Genomic DNA, 15,627 nt, shown 5'->3' on the forward strand with positions numbered 1-15,627 from the left:
TAACATGACGGAGCGTGTAAAGGGGAGACGGACAACAATGTCGGCGGTATGCAGAAAGGCGAAGTTAGAAGATGTCGAGCCGCTGTATCGGATGATTCAGGGTTATGCGGAAAAGGGCATTATGCTGCCCCGGTCCAAAAAAGTGCTGGAGAAACAGATCGGGGAATTCGTGGTGGCCGAATCCGAAGGGAACGTGATCGGCTGCGGTTCCTTATGCCAGCTGGGAAATGATCTTGTGGAGATTCGTTCACTCGGCATCTCCGATGGTTATAAAGGGCAAGGAATCGGCTCCATGCTGGTGGATTCCCTTCTGGAAGAAGCGAAACGCCGCGAGCTTCCGAAAGTGATGGCCTTGACGTACGAAGTATCCTTTTTCATCAAAAACGGCTTTGCCGTCGTGGAGAAGGAGATTTTCCCGGAGAAGGTGTGGACCGACTGCATTCACTGCAAGAAGCAGCATGCTTGTGACGAAATAGCTGTTCTTAAAGTACTGAACTGACTTGACAATCCTCAGGTCGGTTTGGTATTTTTGTTATATCGGTTAGCACTCGATGGCGATGAGTGCTAACGAAAGTAAAATTAAGCAGTCAGCAAGGAGGGGAGCGACATGTTAACAGATCGTCAACGCATGATTTTGAATGCCATTGTGGATGACTATATCCGTTCTGCCGAGCCGGTTGGTTCAAGAAGCATTTCCAAACGCGGGGATGTCGGATACAGTCCGGCGACCATTCGTAACGAGATGGCTGATCTGGAGGAACTCGGTTTTCTGGAGCAGCCTCATACATCAGCTGGACGAATTCCGTCACATAAAGGATATCGTTATTATGTTGATCATCTCACGTCGTCGTTTTCCTTGAACCCTGCGGAACTGCATATGATGAAATCCTTTTTTGCAGAAAAGCTGAACGTGATGGAGCAGATGATACAGCATACAGCCGGCATTCTGTCTCAGATGACTAATTACACTTCCATCCTGCTGGGACCGGAAGTTTTTCATACGTCTTTGCGTCATTTCCAGCTTCTTCCTCTCCATGAGGATCAAGCGGTAGCCATCATCGTAACCAGCACAGGGCAAGTCGAGAACAAGATTGTTTCGATTCCGCAGGGTGTGTCCGTTTCCGATCTGGAGCATGTGGTCAATCTTCTGAACAAGAAGCTGGTCAACGTGCCTCTATATAAACTCAAGACCCGTTTGTATACGGAGATTGGCGAGGAAATGCAGCGGCATATTTCACATTATGAAGACCTCATGAGTATGCTGGATATCGCCCTTAACAATGAACCGGACCATCGCGGCGTATATCTTAGCGGCACGACCCACATGCTGAATCAGCCGGAGTTCAAGGATGTGGATAAGGTAAGGGAGATCTTCGAGCTCCTGGAACAGACACCCGCACTGTTGAAACTCATGGCTCCTGCTCCCGGTGAGCATGGCGTCCAAGTGAAGATCGGTACGGAAAATACGCATGAAGCGATTTCCAATTGCAGTTTGATTACTGCGACTTATTCGATAGATGGAAAAGCGCTCGGTTCGATTGGTATTCTCGGTCCTACAAGAATGGAATATGCACGGGTGATCGGCATCTTGAATGTGTTATCCCATGATCTGACGAAGCTGCTGTCACACTGGTACAAGTAAAGGAGTGAGACAGATGAGCCAAGGACAACATAGCCAAGTGGACGGAGATGAACGTTATTCTACGCTATTAAACAACAGTAATGCCGTCCGGGCCGTCACGTCCGCTGTAGAAGGCACGCTTGGTCCGAAGGGGCTCGACGTGATGCTGGTAGGTCCCCGCGGCGAAGTGGTCATTACCAATGACGGGGTAACGATACTGGATAAAATGGATGTCACCCACCCGGCTGCCCGTCTCCTCATTCAGGTGGCAAGAGCTCAGCAGGAGAAAATCGGCGACGGAACCACAACGGCTACCGTGCTTGCAGGCGCACTCGTGCAGGAAGGGGTTTCCCGCATCACCCGGGGGGTGCCTGCATCCAAGGTGGTGGAGGGGCTGCGTCAAGGAATCGAGAAGTCGATGGAGCTCTTAACCAAGCGGGTTCGGCTGATCGATGGATTGGATGATCCGCTCCTGGAACGGACGGTGTACGTTGCGGGGCGTGAACGGAAGGACATCGTGGAGCTGATAATGCAAGCTGCCCGAAAAGCCGGAATCACCCGTCTTCAGGATCCTTCCTACTCGCTCGCGGACAGTATAATTGCCCTGGAGAATGCCGAGAATGAAGTGTTTGAGGGGGTTCTGCTCCGGCAGCGGCCGATCTTCGCCCGCGAGTCCAGGTCTTACGACCATGCAAAAGTGTTGGTGTTGTTTGATTCCCTGGAACCGGATGAGATCGATGAAGAGGCGCTCACAACCGAAGCCGGATTTGCGCAGTATATGGATCTCCGAAAAGTGTTCGCTTCAGATTTGGAGAGATTGTCCGAGCTGTCCGTAAAACTCATCCTGCTTGAAAAAGGCATCCATCCGGATGCGGAGCAGTTTTGCCTGGATCACGGCATGATGGTTGTTCCGCGCGTGTCCCGTGCGGATCTTCGCCGGGTAAGCGACATGACGGGAGCTACTCCCATACGCCGCAAGGCGTTACATAAAGACTCGAAGGAGCTTGCGGTCCTTCTGGGTGATACCCCGCGTGTCGCTTATGATGAAGGCATCGAGAAAATCCGGCTGTCCTGCGGCAGCCAAGACAAGGACCGTATCGTGACGGTCATTGTTGGGGCAAGCACTTCGGAGGTCGTAGGCGAGGCGGCCAGAATCGCGGGAGATGCGGCCTCGGCACTGCAGGCTGCCGTTTCCGGAGGGGTGCTTCCGGGCGGCGGGACAAGCGAACTCGCGGTGTCCTACGAGTTGGAACGGATCCGGGAGGCTCAGAAAGGCATGGAAGCCTTCGGCATGGAAGCTGTTTCGGCGGCTCTGCGCAAGCCGATGTCGCAGATACTTCTCAATGCCGGTTACAACCCGCTCGAGAAGATGGAAGAAGTGCGCGCTGCGCAAATCCGTGCAGACTCGGATTGCATGGGTATTGATTGCGACAGCGGCCGGGTTGTCGATTATGAGGAGCTGGGCGTGCTGGATCCGGCACCGGTTAAACTTCACGGCCTGCGGGCAGCCGGTGAAGTCGCAGCAGCCGTGCTGCGGATTCATCACGTCATCAAGATGAAAGAAATAGGCGAATAACGCTTAAGGAATAGAACAAATCAAGGATAGACTGTTATAGACTATGAAGGAGGTGAAGGCGTCTTGAATAAAGAGCATAAGGATGCCGTTCAAGATACAGTTACAGAAGAAACGATGGAAGAAACTTTGGAGAACACGCCAAACACGGGTGAGAGCGGGTCTGGCGAAGAAGCCGTAAATCCCGAACAGGAGATTCCTGTAACGGAATCGGCGGATGAAGCAGGTTCAGCAGAGCTTGAGAAGCTTCAGGCTGAGGTGCTGGAGCACCAGCAGCGTACCCTGCGAGTCCAAGCGGATTTTGACAACTTCCGTCGTCGCACCCAGAAGGAGAAAGAAGATCTGGGTAAATACGCTTCTTCCAAACTGATTACGGAGCTTCTGCCCGTCATCGACAATTTTGAGCGTGCCCTTCAGGCATCCGAGGAGAACCCGGAGTTTGAATCCTTCTCCAAGGGAGTCAGCATGATCTTCCGCCAGTTGGAATCGGTCCTTGCTACCGAAGGCTTGACCGCGATGAAGAGTGTAGGCGAGCCGTTCAATCCGGAGTATCACCAAGCGATCATGCAGGTGGAAAGCGATGAATACGAGGAAGGCATCGTGGTTGAGGAAGTGCAGAAGGGGTATATGCTTAAAGATAAAGTGTTAAGACCTGCGATGGTTAAAGTGAGCATGTAAGCGGCTTTCGATAGTCGTTTATCATATAAAAAATTGATGAAGATCATGCGAGGATTCGTGTGAATGAATAAGGAGGAAATTTTTACATGAGTAAAGTTATTGGTATCGACTTAGGAACAACCAACTCCTGCGTAGCCGTAATGGAGGGTGGGGAAGCAGTAGTTATTCCGAATCCGGAGGGTGCTCGTACGACTCCATCCGTTGTTGGATTTAAGAAAGACGGCGAGCGTATCGTTGGGGATACAGCGAAACGCCAAGCGATCACCAACCCGGATCGTACCATTATCTCTATTAAGCGTCATATGGGTACAAATCACAAAGAATCCATCGACGGCAAAGACTACACGCCGCAAGAAATCTCGGCTATCATTCTGCAGAAGCTGAAATCCGATGCGGAAGCCTATCTGGGCCAACCGGTAACCCAGGCGGTTATTACGGTTCCTGCATACTTTAATGACAGCCAGCGCCAAGCGACCAAGGATGCCGGAAAAATCGCGGGTCTTGAAGTGCTGCGTATCGTCAACGAGCCGACAGCTGCTGCGTTGGCTTACGGCATGGAGAAATCCGAAGACCAAACCATCCTGGTATATGACCTCGGCGGCGGTACTTTCGACGTTTCCATTCTTGAACTGGGCGATGGCTTCTTCGAAGTAAAAGCAACCAGCGGGGACAACCAGCTTGGCGGCGACGACTTTGACCAAGTGATCATTGACTACCTGGTAGCCGAATTCAAGAAAGAGCAAGGCATCGATCTCAGCAAAGACAAAGCTGCTGTTCAACGTCTGAAAGACGCTGCGGAAAAAGCGAAAAAAGAATTGTCCGGCGTACTGACAACCACGATTTCGCTGCCGTTTATCACCGTTGCTGACGGCGTGCCTCAGCATCTTGAGATCAACCTGACTCGTGCTAAATTCGAAGAATTGTCTGCTTCCCTGGTAGAGCGTACGCTTGGCCCGACTCGTCAAGCCCTTAGCGACGCAGGTTTGACAGCTAACGATATTCACAAAATCGTCCTTGTCGGCGGTTCCACGCGTATTCCTGCCGTACAGGAAGCGATTAAGAAATTGACAGGCAAAGAGCCTCACAAAGGCGTAAACCCTGACGAAGTGGTTGCGCTTGGAGCAGCCGTTCAAGCCGGCGTATTGACAGGTGACGTTAAAGACGTTGTGTTGCTGGACGTAACTCCGTTGTCCCTCGGTATCGAAACCGCAGGCGGCGTATTCACCAAAATGATCGACCGCAACACGACGATTCCAACCAGCAAATCCCAAGTATTCTCCACGTATGCCGATAATCAGCCGAGCGTTGAAATTCACGTGCTGCAAGGTGAACGCGAAATGGCTGCCGGCAACAAAACGCTGGGACGCTTCATGCTTGGAGACATTCCTCCAGCACCGCGCGGCGTGCCGCAAATCGAAGTTACCTTCGATATCGATGCGAACGGTATCGTAAACGTGTCGGCGACGGATAAAGGCACTGGCAAGAGCCAGAAGATCACGATCACGTCCTCCAGCGGCTTGAGCGATGCTGAAGTTGAGCAAATGATGAAGGACGCTGAGCTTCATGCCGAAGAAGACCGTAAACGCAAAGAGCTGGTAGAAGCTCGCAACAATGCGGACCAACTCGTATACACGACCGAGAAAACACTCAAGGATCTGGGCGACAAAGTCGACGCTTCCGAAGTGGAAAAAGCGAACGAAGCGAAAGACAAAGTGAAGAAGGCTCTTGAATCCGATAACCTCGAAGAGATTAACGCTTCGGTAGAGGAGTTGACCCAAATCGTACAGCAGCTCTCCGTAAAGCTGTATGAGCAAGCAGCACAACAGGAACAGCAAGGCGCTGAAGGTGCTGACTCCGGCGCTCCTAAGAAAGACAATGTCGTAGATGCAGATTACGAGGTTGTTGACGAAGATAAAAACAAAGGTTAATCTGAATAGATTGTATGGGAAGGTCAAAGCTGCGCATCTTCGCACTTTGGCTTTCCTTATGTAAAAGAGTAATAAAGAGATTGGGGTGAAACCGTGGCTGATAAGCGTGATTATTATGAGGTGCTCGGTGTCGGCAAGGATGCATCGGACGATGAGATCAAGAAGGCGTACCGCAAAATGGCTCGCCAATATCATCCGGACGTGAACAAAGCGGCTGACGCGGAAGCCAAATTCAAGGAAGTGAAAGAGGCTTACGATGTATTGAGCGATGGTCAGAAGCGTGCGCAATATGACCAGTTTGGTCATATCGATCCGAACCAAGGCATGGGCGGAGGCGGTTTCTCCGGTGATTTCGGCGGTTTTGGAGATATATTCGATATGTTCTTTGGCGGTAATGGTCGCCGTGATCCGAATGCGCCTCAGCGGGGGAACGATCTGCAATATACGATGACGGTTGAATTTAAGGAAGCGGTATTCGGTAAGGAAACGGATATTACCATTCCGAGAACGGAGACATGCGATACATGTCACGGCTCCGGTGCGAAGCCGGGCACGCAGCCGCATACATGTTCGGTGTGTAACGGCAGCGGACAGCAAGAAGTCGTGCAAAATACGCCGTTTGGACGTATGGTAAACCGTCGCGCATGCTCGAACTGTAACGGAACGGGGAAAATCATCAAAGACCGCTGCTCGACTTGTAACGGTAACGGTAAGGTGAAGAAACAGCGCAAGATTCATGTTCGCGTGCCTGCCGGTGTGGACGACGGAGCTCAACTTCGCATGACAGGTGAAGGCGAAGGCGGATTCCGCGGCGGCCCGGCCGGTGACTTGTATATCGTCATCCGCGTGAAGCCGCATGACTTCTTCGAACGCGAAGGGGACGACATTTATTGCGAAGTGCCGCTTACCTTTGCTCAGGCTGCGCTTGGCGACGAGATTGAGATCCCGACGCTGACGGAGAGAGTGAAGCTGAAGATCCCGGCCGGCACGCAGACGGGAACCTTCTTCCGTCTGAAAGGCAAAGGGGTACCTCGGCTTCGCGGCATGGGACAGGGTGACCAGCACGTCAAGGTTGTGGTCGTTACGCCAAGCAAGCTGAGTGATGAACAGAAAGAGCTGCTTCGTCAGTTTGCTTCCCTTGATGGCGAACAGACCCATGAGCAGGAACAGTCTTTTTTTGACCGTGTAAAAAAAGCATTCCGTGGTGATTAATATGAACTTATGGGGTTAACCCCCTCATAACTTAAAGAACAGCAGCAGGCTTAAGGTGATCAACCTTCGGTCTGCTGTTTTTTTGTTTCTGGGGACGGAAGGGAGCTTAAGGTGGCCTGCTTAACTTAAACAACCCGATTCCTCAAGAATAAAACGCTAGAAGATGAAGCAACCTAGGGAAGTTCCATCTAGGAAGTTGCAATCTTGAATAGGAAATGCAGGTGAAATGAAGTGGCAGAGAAAAATATTTTGGCGTATTTTAAAAGCCCGGAAGAAGCCCAGCATGCAGCCCGCAAATTGCAGTCGCTGCGCGTTGCCGATATGTCCATCGACCGGTTTAGCGCCGATCCCGGCGGGGAGCTCAACAATCCGATGAATCCGTTGACAGGCAACATTGCAAGCTTAACGACGCTGACCTTAAATGCGGATATTTCGGGCCCGGGAGCCGGAATTCTCGGGGCGGCGGATCCGTCCGCCAGCGGGATGAGCAGCGGCGGGGAGGACGGAACCGAAGGCCGGGATATTTTGCTGACGGTTGTATTGGACGAAGGCGTATTCCCGCAAGCCATGCGGTTAATCGAAGAATCCGGCGGTATGATTTAAGGTAAGCACGGCTCTGATCTTATATTTTGGAAAGGAGAACGGCATCATGATGAGACGCGTAAAAAAAGGAAAAATCTCGAGTAAAACCGAGAAAATGATTGCGCTTCAATCCGCTAAGGCGGAGGATGTTGAATTTTCAGCCATGGAAGCCGATCACGATGATGTGGAAGCCCTGCGCAGAAGCGAGGCGGCGGATGAACGCCAATTGAAGAAAATTCTCGATGAAACCAGTAAAAATGTAGATTAATCGTTATGGCTGCAGCCTATGGAGGAGCCCTCTTACCTTTCTTGTTACGGAGGTGGTAAGCTGGGCTTTTTTGTTGAAGAGATAAGAAAGTATAAACTTCGGTAACTTACCTTCCTTATTCCGCAAGTAAAACTTCCGCCATATGAGGTCTGTCTTCTGTGAAAGTACGCTGATAGGCTTATTCCGCATTTGACCGACTTGTAAGCAAAGCCCTCATGGTATTTGAGTACAAACTTTGTATCCGGGGTCCTCAATATAGTACAATAATATCTATGTATGAATGAGGAGGAACAGTAGCACATGTTATGGCATGAATTAACGATACATTCCACGGAGGAAGCCGTGGAGATGATTACCAATTTCCTGCATGAGGCGGGAGCCGGGGGCGTTTCGATCGAAGAATCCGGTACGACAAACAAGAAGCGGGACACATCCCTTGGTCAGTGGTTTGATGAGATCGTTCCGTTTAACGATATTCCTGAAGGGCAAGCCGTTATCAAAGGGTACTTTGATGAGACGGTTACTCTGGAAGCGATCCGTGATGAGATAACCCCGCGCGTGAATGAACTGAAGGAATTCGGGATTGATACAGGTGAAGTCAAATATGAGATGAAGACGGTCGATGAGAACGAATGGGCAACGGCCTGGAAGCAGTATTTCAAACCGATCCGCGTCTCCGACAGATTGACGATCAAGCCGACATGGGAAGAGTACACGCCGGAATCCGATCAAGAATCGATTATTGAGCTGGACCCGGGCATGGCATTCGGCACAGGAACGCATCCGACGACTTCGTTATGCTTGCGCACACTCGAGATGGTGATCAAGGGCGGAGAGGAAGTCATAGATGTCGGGACAGGCTCAGGCATTCTCTCCATCGGCGCCGCGCATTTGGGAGCTTCACGGATTCTGGCTCTCGATCTGGACCCGGTTGCTGTATCCAGCGCAGTGGAGAATACCCGTCTTAACGGCTTGGAAGATCGGATCACGGTCAAGGAAAGTGATCTGCTCTCTGTAATCACCAATCCATCCGATCCATCGGATCTGGGCGTGACGCTGCCGGTACAAGTTGTAGTGGCTAACATTTTGGCTGAGGTCATCCTGTTGTTTGTCGACGATGTATACCAGGCTCTTCAGCCGGGAGGCGCTTATATCGCCTCGGGCATCTACAAGAACAAAGAAGAGATCGTAGAGAAGGCGCTGATTGCCTCCGGTTTCGAAATTGCCGACATCTGCCGCGAGGATGATTGGGTTGCGTTCGTGGCGAGGAAAAACTGATTATGGAGTTTTTGGACCAACTGTTATTTTATCCGCTGGAACAACTTCCTTTTTATCTGATTGCTTTGATTATTGCCTTTACCGTGCATGAATTTTCGCATGCCTATTTTGCGAATAAATTCGGAGACCCAACGGCCAAGCTGCTGGGAAGGGTCACGCTGAATCCGGCGGTGCATTTTGATTTTCTGGGGATTATTCTCTTGCTGATTGCAGGTTTCGGCTGGGCGCGGCCGGTACCGATCAATCGTGGGAACTTTAGCAACCCGCGCCGAATGAGCATCATTGTGGCAGCGGTGGGTCCGCTGAGCAACCTTCTGCTGGGGATACTGGGGGCGCTCATTTATGCTGTTTTGTATCAAACAGGAATGATTCCTCCAGTCGGATTAACCAAGTCGGATCAAGCGGTGCATTTGTTCTTTAATATATTCATATTGCTCAACTTCTTTCTATGTCTGTTCAATCTTGTTCCATTGCCTCCGCTGGACGGCTACCGCATTCTGGAGAACGCGCTGCCTCCGCGTCTCAGTGCGAGAATTCAGAAGTTTGAGCAATGGTCGATCCTTTTCTTCCTGTTGATCATATTGTTGCCCGTGTTCCAGGATTATACGATCAAGCCCCTGTATGATGCGGCACATGCGCTATCATCCAAATTTTTGGACATATTCATTATGATGACCGGCGGTTACCGGCTCTGATTTACACTGGTCAGTTTGCACGAAAAGTTGTATGATGGGGTTTGGCGATTTTGGAGTTAGGTGAGGTTAAAGATGCAGCGATATTTTGTCACTCCCGAACAATTCGAGGGAGACCGTGTTGAGATTACGGGCGATGACGCCCGTCATATTACCAAGGTCATGCGAGGCAGACTTGGTGATAAATTGATTGTAAGCGATGGGGCATCCCGCGAAGCCATGGTGGAGATTGAAAGCATCGAGGCGGCCAGTGTGTTTGCCGTTGTGACTGAACCCATGGAGATGACCCAGGAACCGCGTTTGCAAGTAAGCATCGCTCAAAGCTTGCCGAAAGGCGATAAGATGGAGACCGTCATCCAGAAGTGCACCGAGATTGGCGCGGTGTCCTTTGTACCCTTTCTATCGGACAGAACGATTGTTCAGTACGATGCCAAGAAGGAAGGAAAGCGGCTGGAGCGCTGGCGCAAGATTGCGAAAGAGGCGGCTGAACAGGCGCATCGTAACCGGATACCGTCTGTTGAACAGCCTTTGTCGTGGAAAAATCTGCTTGCAGCGTTTTCCGGCTATGATGCCGTATATTTTTGTTATGAAAAAGAGCATGGCTCCCAGCTGAGGGACGTGCTGAAGCCTTTTGTAGAGCAGGCGCTGCCGAATTCGGCCGAGAAGGCGAGCTTGCTGCTGGTCGTTGGACCCGAGGGCGGCTTTACGGAAGAGGAATGCCGAGCAGCCGAAGATGCAGGAGCCGTATCCGTTGGACTTGGAAGACGGATCCTTCGCTGCGAGACTGCCGGTATGACGGCGCTTGCCTGCGCACTATATGAATCTGGAGAAATGGGGGGCGTTTGAACATGCCATCCGTAGCGTTTTATACGTTGGGTTGCAAAGTCAATTTTTACGATACCGAGGCCATCTGGCAATACTTCAAAAATGAAGGCTACGACCAGGTGGACTTCGAACAAACCGCAGATGTTTATTTGATTAACACCTGCCACGTTACCAATACAGGGGATAAGAAGAGCCGTCAGATGATCAGACGCGCGGTTCGCCGCAATCCCGAGGCCATCGTGGCTGTAACGGGCTGCTACGCCCAAACCTCGCCTGCAGAAATTCTGGATATACCGGGTGTGGATCTTGTGATCGGGAACCAGGATCGCGATAAAATCATGGATTTCATCCATGATATTGAAAAGACGCGACAACCGATTAATGCTGTTCGCAATATTATGAAAACCCGGGTATTTGAGGAAATGGACGTTCCGGATTTCGCGGAACGCACTCGTGCATTTCTAAAAATCCAGGACGGGTGCAACAACTTCTGTACGTTCTGCATTATCCCTTGGTCCCGCGGTTTGTCACGCAGCCGTGATCCGAAGAGCATCATCAAACAGGCGCATCAGCTGGTTGGAGCGGGTTATAAGGAAATCGTGCTGACCGGTATTCACACAGGCGGATATGGTGATGATCTTGAGGATTACAGATTGTCCGATTTGCTGTGGGATCTTGACCGGGTAGACGGTTTGGAACGGATCCGCATCAGCTCCATCGAAGCAAGCCAGATCGATGAGAAGATGCTGGATGTGTTGAACCGTTCTACTAAAATGTGCCGCCATCTTCATATTCCGCTGCAAGCGGGGGATGATACGGTACTGAAACGGATGCGCCGTAAATATACAACCGAAGAGTTCTATAACAAGATGGGCTTAATTCGTCAAGCGATGCCCGATGTGGGCATTACGACGGACGTTATCGTTGGCTTCCCTGGCGAAACCGATGAGATGTTCCGTAACGGTTATGATCTGATGAAGGCAATTCAGTTCTCCGAGATGCATGTATTCCCGTATTCGAAGCGTACCGGCACGCCGGCGGCACGGATGGAGGATCAGGTGGACGAGGAAGTGAAGAATGCACGTGTGCATGATTTGATTGACTTGTCAGAGCAGCTGCAGCTTGCTTATGCTGAACGTTTTGTGGGTCAGATCCTGGAAGTGATACCGGAGCGTGAGTACAAGGGTGCTCCTAACGGCGGAAAGATGCAGGGATACAGCGATAACTACCTGCAGCTTGTATTCAACGGATCGCCTGATCTCGAAGGCAAACTGTGCCGCGTAAAAGTAACCAAAGCCGGTGTGAATGAATGCGAGGGCGAACTCCTCAGCGTCATGGATCATGGACTAAAGGCAGCTGCCCAGTAATTCCAATAGCGGCCATACCAGACAAGGATTTCATTTCCTGGCTACCGGAAGTGGAATCCTTGTTGTACATGAAGGAGGAATAGGACATGACATATACACAGATTTCCGCAGGCGGCGTGGTATACCGTCATCATGAAGGGGCGCTTCAGATCCAGCTTATTTTGGACCGTTATGGAAAAACCTCGCTTCCCAAAGGCAAGATGGAAGCCGGTGAAACCGTCGAGCAAACGGCACTTCGAGAGATTTGCGAGGAGACAGGTATAGTCGGATCCATCACCTCTCCAGTGGACATTATTGCATATAAATACCATCATCCCGAGTTCGGCCAGGTGGACAAGGAAGTACATTACTATCTGGTTAAGGCAGAAAAAGGCAGCTTAAAACCCCAAATCGAGGAAATCAACGGGGTGGACTGGTTCGAACCTTTGGCCGCATGGAGGAAGCAGCGCAGCAACGGATATAATAACAATGATATCATCCTGCGTAAAGCGCTAACGCTGCTTGAGGTTAGCATTCCTGCGGATGAAGATATGAAATTTTAGGACTGTGCCCGCTTGTTCCAGAAGGGCAGATAGCATAGCGGAAGCGCGATAATCGAGCATATGACATTAAACAAGGTTTGCGCATGGGCGATTTGCCCGGCCGGATCCGCCGCTAACCATCCGGATACGGCAGTTAAGGCTGATATGAACGGAGTAAAGAGCAGGACTCCGCCGATATTCAGCCCCATATGGGACCATGCCACGAATCGCCCTGCCCGGGTACTGCCGATGGCTGCGATAAGCGCTGTGGCGCAGGTGCCGACATTGGAGCCCAGAACGATGGCAACTCCAATCTCCGGAGGCAGGGCGCCACTGGCAGCAAGCCCCATAGCCATAGCGATGACAGCGGCGCTGCTGTGCATCAGAGCAGTCAATATCGTACCGGCTGCAATGCCCCAGAAGACGCTCCGCGAAGCGTGGTCCAGGAACCATTGGAACACACCGAGGCTTTGAAGGGTCGGGCCGATGGATTGCATGAATTGTATAGCAAGCAGGACCAGCGAGAATCCGGCGACGGCAAGGCATAAAAACTGGCTGCGGATCAAATTGTTTTTTAACGTGTCGTAACTCGGAGGCACGCGCTCGCTGACGAGTACGGCTCCGACCCATAGCATCAACGAGAGGACAAGCAGCGGCATGGCGGCTTGTCCGATCTGGAGGCTGATGAGCTCGGTGGTTACCGTTGTGCCGATGTTGGTGCCGAGAATAACGCCCAGGGTACCGGCGAGGCTCAACAATCCGGCATTGGCGAAACCGATTGCCAGCACGGTTACGGCGGTACTGCTTTGCAGCAGAGCCGTAACCGCTGTGCTGGCGATCATGCCTTTAAGGGGCGTTGATGTCGCTTTATGGAGCCACTTATGCAGCAGCGGACCGGCCCAGCGTTGAAGGGCAACCTCCATGACTTTCATGCCGAACAGGAACAGGACAAGACCATAACAGATGGGAAACCAGAGTGAGGATAGCATGATGTTCTCCTTTTAGAGGTTGTTCAAAAAGCTCTCTTTTGATCACGAAGTAAATCAGGAAGTCACTCAGCATCGAATTTTGAATTCAGCCGGGCCTTCTGGTGCTCACGTACCAAACGTACGCTCCGCTCCTCAGTCCCTTGCTTCATCCAACCTTCTCGGTGCTGAAAACCGACCTTTTTGAACACGCATTTTTTGTGAAATAAAATGGGGATATGAAGCATTCGCTGCTGTGATGTTCGGCGATAAACTTTTTTTCTTAATTACGTATATGACCCTTGGCGGACATGCATGCCTATGGAAATGGCCAGGGATAACTTAAGGAGTGAAAATACAGTGCCATCGGTAATTTTGGAGCGCAGTCGAAAAAAGAGACTGGAGCTGGGGCATCCCTGGGTTTATAAAAGCGAGATTGCCTCTGTCGAAGGTGAACCCAAGCCGGGTGATATGGTCTCGGTATTAAACCATCAAGGCCGTTTTCTCGCCTCCGGTTATTACAACCCGCAATCGCAAATCACCGTACGCACCGTTTCGTACGAGCCCGTTGAGACGATGGACAAGCCTTTTTTCGCCGCCAGGTTTCAGGAATGCCTGAAACACCGGGAACGGTTTATCAGAGATGAGAACGCCTACCGGCTGGTGTATGGCGAGGCGGATTTTCTGCCGGGGCTGATTGTGGACCGTTTTGATGACGTACTGGTTATACAGCTGCTGACGCTGGGCATGGATCGCTGCCGTGAGGACATCGTCAACGCGCTTGTCGAGGTGGTCCAGCCGAAAGGAATCTATGAACGAAGCGACGTATCCATCCGGGAGCTGGAAGGGCTGGAGCAGCGCACGGGTATTCTATACGGGGAATGTCCTCGCCACGTAACGGTGACGGAGAACGGCTTGAAGATCAAGGTGGATATCGAAGAAGGCCAGAAGACGGGATATTTCTTTGATCAACGTGAGAACCGGGCATCCATTAAACCGTTAATGAACGGTTGGGGAAGCCGCAGCGGGATCACGCTCCAGACGGTGGAACGAGACGGTGAGAAGAAGACTTTGCCGCTGAACAAAAGCGGAAAGGAAGTCACTTTTCCTTATTGGGATGGAGCCACGGTCCTGGAGTGCTTTTCGCATACGGGCAGTTTCACGCTGCATGCCTGCCTTTATGGCGCAAAGAAAGTGACCTGCCTCGATATATCGGAGCATGCCATTGAAAGCGCCAAAGAGAATGTGGAATTGAACGGATTCCAGGATCGCGTGGAGTTTGTGGTAGACGATGCCTTCCAATATTTGCGAAATCAGGTAAAAGGTCTGGAGGAACGCGAGTTGCGTGCACAAGGGGATCAGAAAGTGGATACCTCCAAACCGCTGACCGCAGGAGGCGGACGTTCCTGGGATGTGGTCATTCTGGACCCGCCGGCTTTTGCCAAAACCAGGTCTGCCGTCAAAGGGGCTTGCCGCGGATATAAGGATATCAATCTTCATGGCATGAAACTGGTGAATGAGGGCGGTTATTTGGTTACGGCAAGCTGCTCGTACCATATGCGGCCGGATTTGTTCCTGGAGACCATTCAGGATGCGGCAAAAGACGCAGGAAAAATTCTAAGGCTTGTGGAATGGCGTGCGGCTGGCAAAGATCATCCGCAAATTCTCGGGGTAGACGAGGGGCATTATTTGAAATTTGCCGTGTTTGAAGTGCGCAGCAAATCGAAACTTTAAAGTGCAGCAGCTGCGCAGCAGATGAGAAGGATCTTGCCATGGTGGGTGAACCACGATGGCAGGGTCCTTTTTTTGTATGACCGCAATAATTTGGAATGGGAATGAAATCCAAACGTATGTTCCATCAAAGGTTACTTATGCTATACTAGTAATCAGCATCTTTTATGATAGAGAACGAACCAAGACAGGGATTTTATACGAATTATGATCCTTTTGACTATATAGTACGTGTTCAAAAAGGTCGATTTTCAGCACCGAGAAGGTTGGATAAAGCAAGGGACGTCAGGAGCGGAGCGTACGATTTGGGTACGTGAGCACCGGAAGGCACGGCTGAATTCAAGATTCGATGCCGAGCTGCTTCCTGATTCGCTTCGTGATCAAAA

Annotated in this window: 15 protein-coding genes; 14 read left to right on the forward strand and 1 reads right to left on the reverse strand. The window is 51.1% G+C overall.

The window, feature by feature from the left end; translation table 11 throughout:
- Nucleotides 1-37: 37 nt before the first annotated feature.
- From DP091_RS10810 to DP091_RS10870, 13 genes are all read left to right on the forward strand, one after another.
- Complete coding sequence (locus DP091_RS10810; protein WP_113058327.1) at nt 38-499, forward strand: N-acetyltransferase; 462 nt, start codon at nt 38-40, stop codon at nt 497-499.
- Nucleotides 500-607: 108 nt separating this feature from the next.
- The gene (gene hrcA / locus DP091_RS10815) at nt 608-1,642 is read left to right on the forward strand and encodes a heat-inducible transcriptional repressor HrcA (protein ID WP_113058328.1); all 1,035 of its coding nucleotides are present in this window, start codon (nt 608-610) and stop codon (nt 1,640-1,642) included.
- A 13-nt stretch (nt 1,643-1,655) separates the two neighbouring features.
- Nucleotides 1,656-3,197 (forward strand): TCP-1/cpn60 chaperonin family protein, encoded by a 1,542-nt coding sequence (locus DP091_RS10820; protein ID WP_113058329.1) that lies wholly within the window; start codon nt 1,656-1,658, stop codon nt 3,195-3,197.
- A 63-nt stretch (nt 3,198-3,260) separates the two neighbouring features.
- Entirely contained in the window at nt 3,261-3,872 is a 612-nt protein-coding gene (gene grpE / locus DP091_RS10825) for a nucleotide exchange factor GrpE (RefSeq protein WP_113058330.1), read from the forward strand.
- An 86-nt stretch (nt 3,873-3,958) separates the two neighbouring features.
- Nucleotides 3,959-5,800 carry a molecular chaperone DnaK gene (gene dnaK, locus DP091_RS10830; RefSeq protein ID WP_113058331.1) on the forward strand — a complete coding sequence of 614 codons (1,842 nt, stop codon included), beginning with the start codon at nt 3,959-3,961 and terminating at the stop codon, nt 5,798-5,800.
- A gap of 93 nt (nt 5,801-5,893) precedes the next feature.
- On the forward strand, nt 5,894-7,012 hold the full coding sequence (gene dnaJ / locus DP091_RS10835) for a molecular chaperone DnaJ (RefSeq protein WP_113058332.1): 1,119 nt from the start codon (nt 5,894-5,896) through the stop codon (nt 7,010-7,012).
- Between the two features lie 231 nt (nt 7,013-7,243).
- On the forward strand, nt 7,244-7,615 hold the full coding sequence (locus DP091_RS10840) for a hypothetical protein (protein WP_113058333.1): 372 nt from the start codon (nt 7,244-7,246) through the stop codon (nt 7,613-7,615).
- Between the two features lie 46 nt (nt 7,616-7,661).
- The gene (locus tag DP091_RS10845; RefSeq protein ID WP_009590798.1) at nt 7,662-7,862 is read left to right on the forward strand and encodes a YfhD family protein; all 201 of its coding nucleotides are present in this window, start codon (nt 7,662-7,664) and stop codon (nt 7,860-7,862) included.
- Between the two features lie 300 nt (nt 7,863-8,162).
- Complete coding sequence (gene prmA / locus DP091_RS10850; RefSeq protein ID WP_113058334.1) at nt 8,163-9,140, forward strand: 50S ribosomal protein L11 methyltransferase; 978 nt, start codon at nt 8,163-8,165, stop codon at nt 9,138-9,140.
- A 2-nt stretch (nt 9,141-9,142) separates the two neighbouring features.
- Nucleotides 9,143-9,835, forward strand: coding sequence for a site-2 protease family protein (locus DP091_RS10855; protein ID WP_113058335.1), 693 nt, complete (start codon nt 9,143-9,145; stop codon nt 9,833-9,835).
- Nucleotides 9,836-9,907: 72 nt separating this feature from the next.
- Nucleotides 9,908-10,678, forward strand: coding sequence for a 16S rRNA (uracil(1498)-N(3))-methyltransferase (locus DP091_RS10860; protein ID WP_113058336.1), 771 nt, complete (start codon nt 9,908-9,910; stop codon nt 10,676-10,678).
- A 2-nt stretch (nt 10,679-10,680) separates the two neighbouring features.
- Nucleotides 10,681-12,024, forward strand: a complete 1,344-nt coding sequence (gene mtaB / locus DP091_RS10865) for a tRNA (N(6)-L-threonylcarbamoyladenosine(37)-C(2))-methylthiotransferase MtaB (RefSeq protein WP_113058337.1) — start codon at nt 10,681-10,683, stop codon at nt 12,022-12,024.
- 86 nt (nt 12,025-12,110) lie between these two features.
- The gene (locus DP091_RS10870; RefSeq protein WP_113058338.1) at nt 12,111-12,566 is read left to right on the forward strand and encodes an NUDIX hydrolase; all 456 of its coding nucleotides are present in this window, start codon (nt 12,111-12,113) and stop codon (nt 12,564-12,566) included.
- Here the strand turns inward: DP091_RS10870 and DP091_RS10875 are convergent.
- Nucleotides 12,563-13,534: a Na/Pi cotransporter family protein gene (locus DP091_RS10875; protein ID WP_113058339.1), complete on the reverse strand. Its 972-nt coding sequence runs from the start codon at nt 13,532-13,534 to the stop codon at nt 12,563-12,565. The genes DP091_RS10870 and DP091_RS10875 overlap by 4 nt on opposite strands.
- Before the next feature lie 336 nt (nt 13,535-13,870).
- Between DP091_RS10875 and DP091_RS10880 the strand changes: the two genes are divergently transcribed.
- On the forward strand, nt 13,871-15,244 hold the full coding sequence (locus DP091_RS10880; protein ID WP_113058340.1) for a class I SAM-dependent rRNA methyltransferase: 1,374 nt from the start codon (nt 13,871-13,873) through the stop codon (nt 15,242-15,244).
- Nucleotides 15,245-15,627 lie beyond the last annotated feature (383 nt).

The sequence above is a fragment of the Paenibacillus sp. MDMC362 genome (assembly GCF_003269305.1).
GTDB lineage: Bacteria > Bacillota > Bacilli > Paenibacillales > Paenibacillaceae > Paenibacillus_AQ.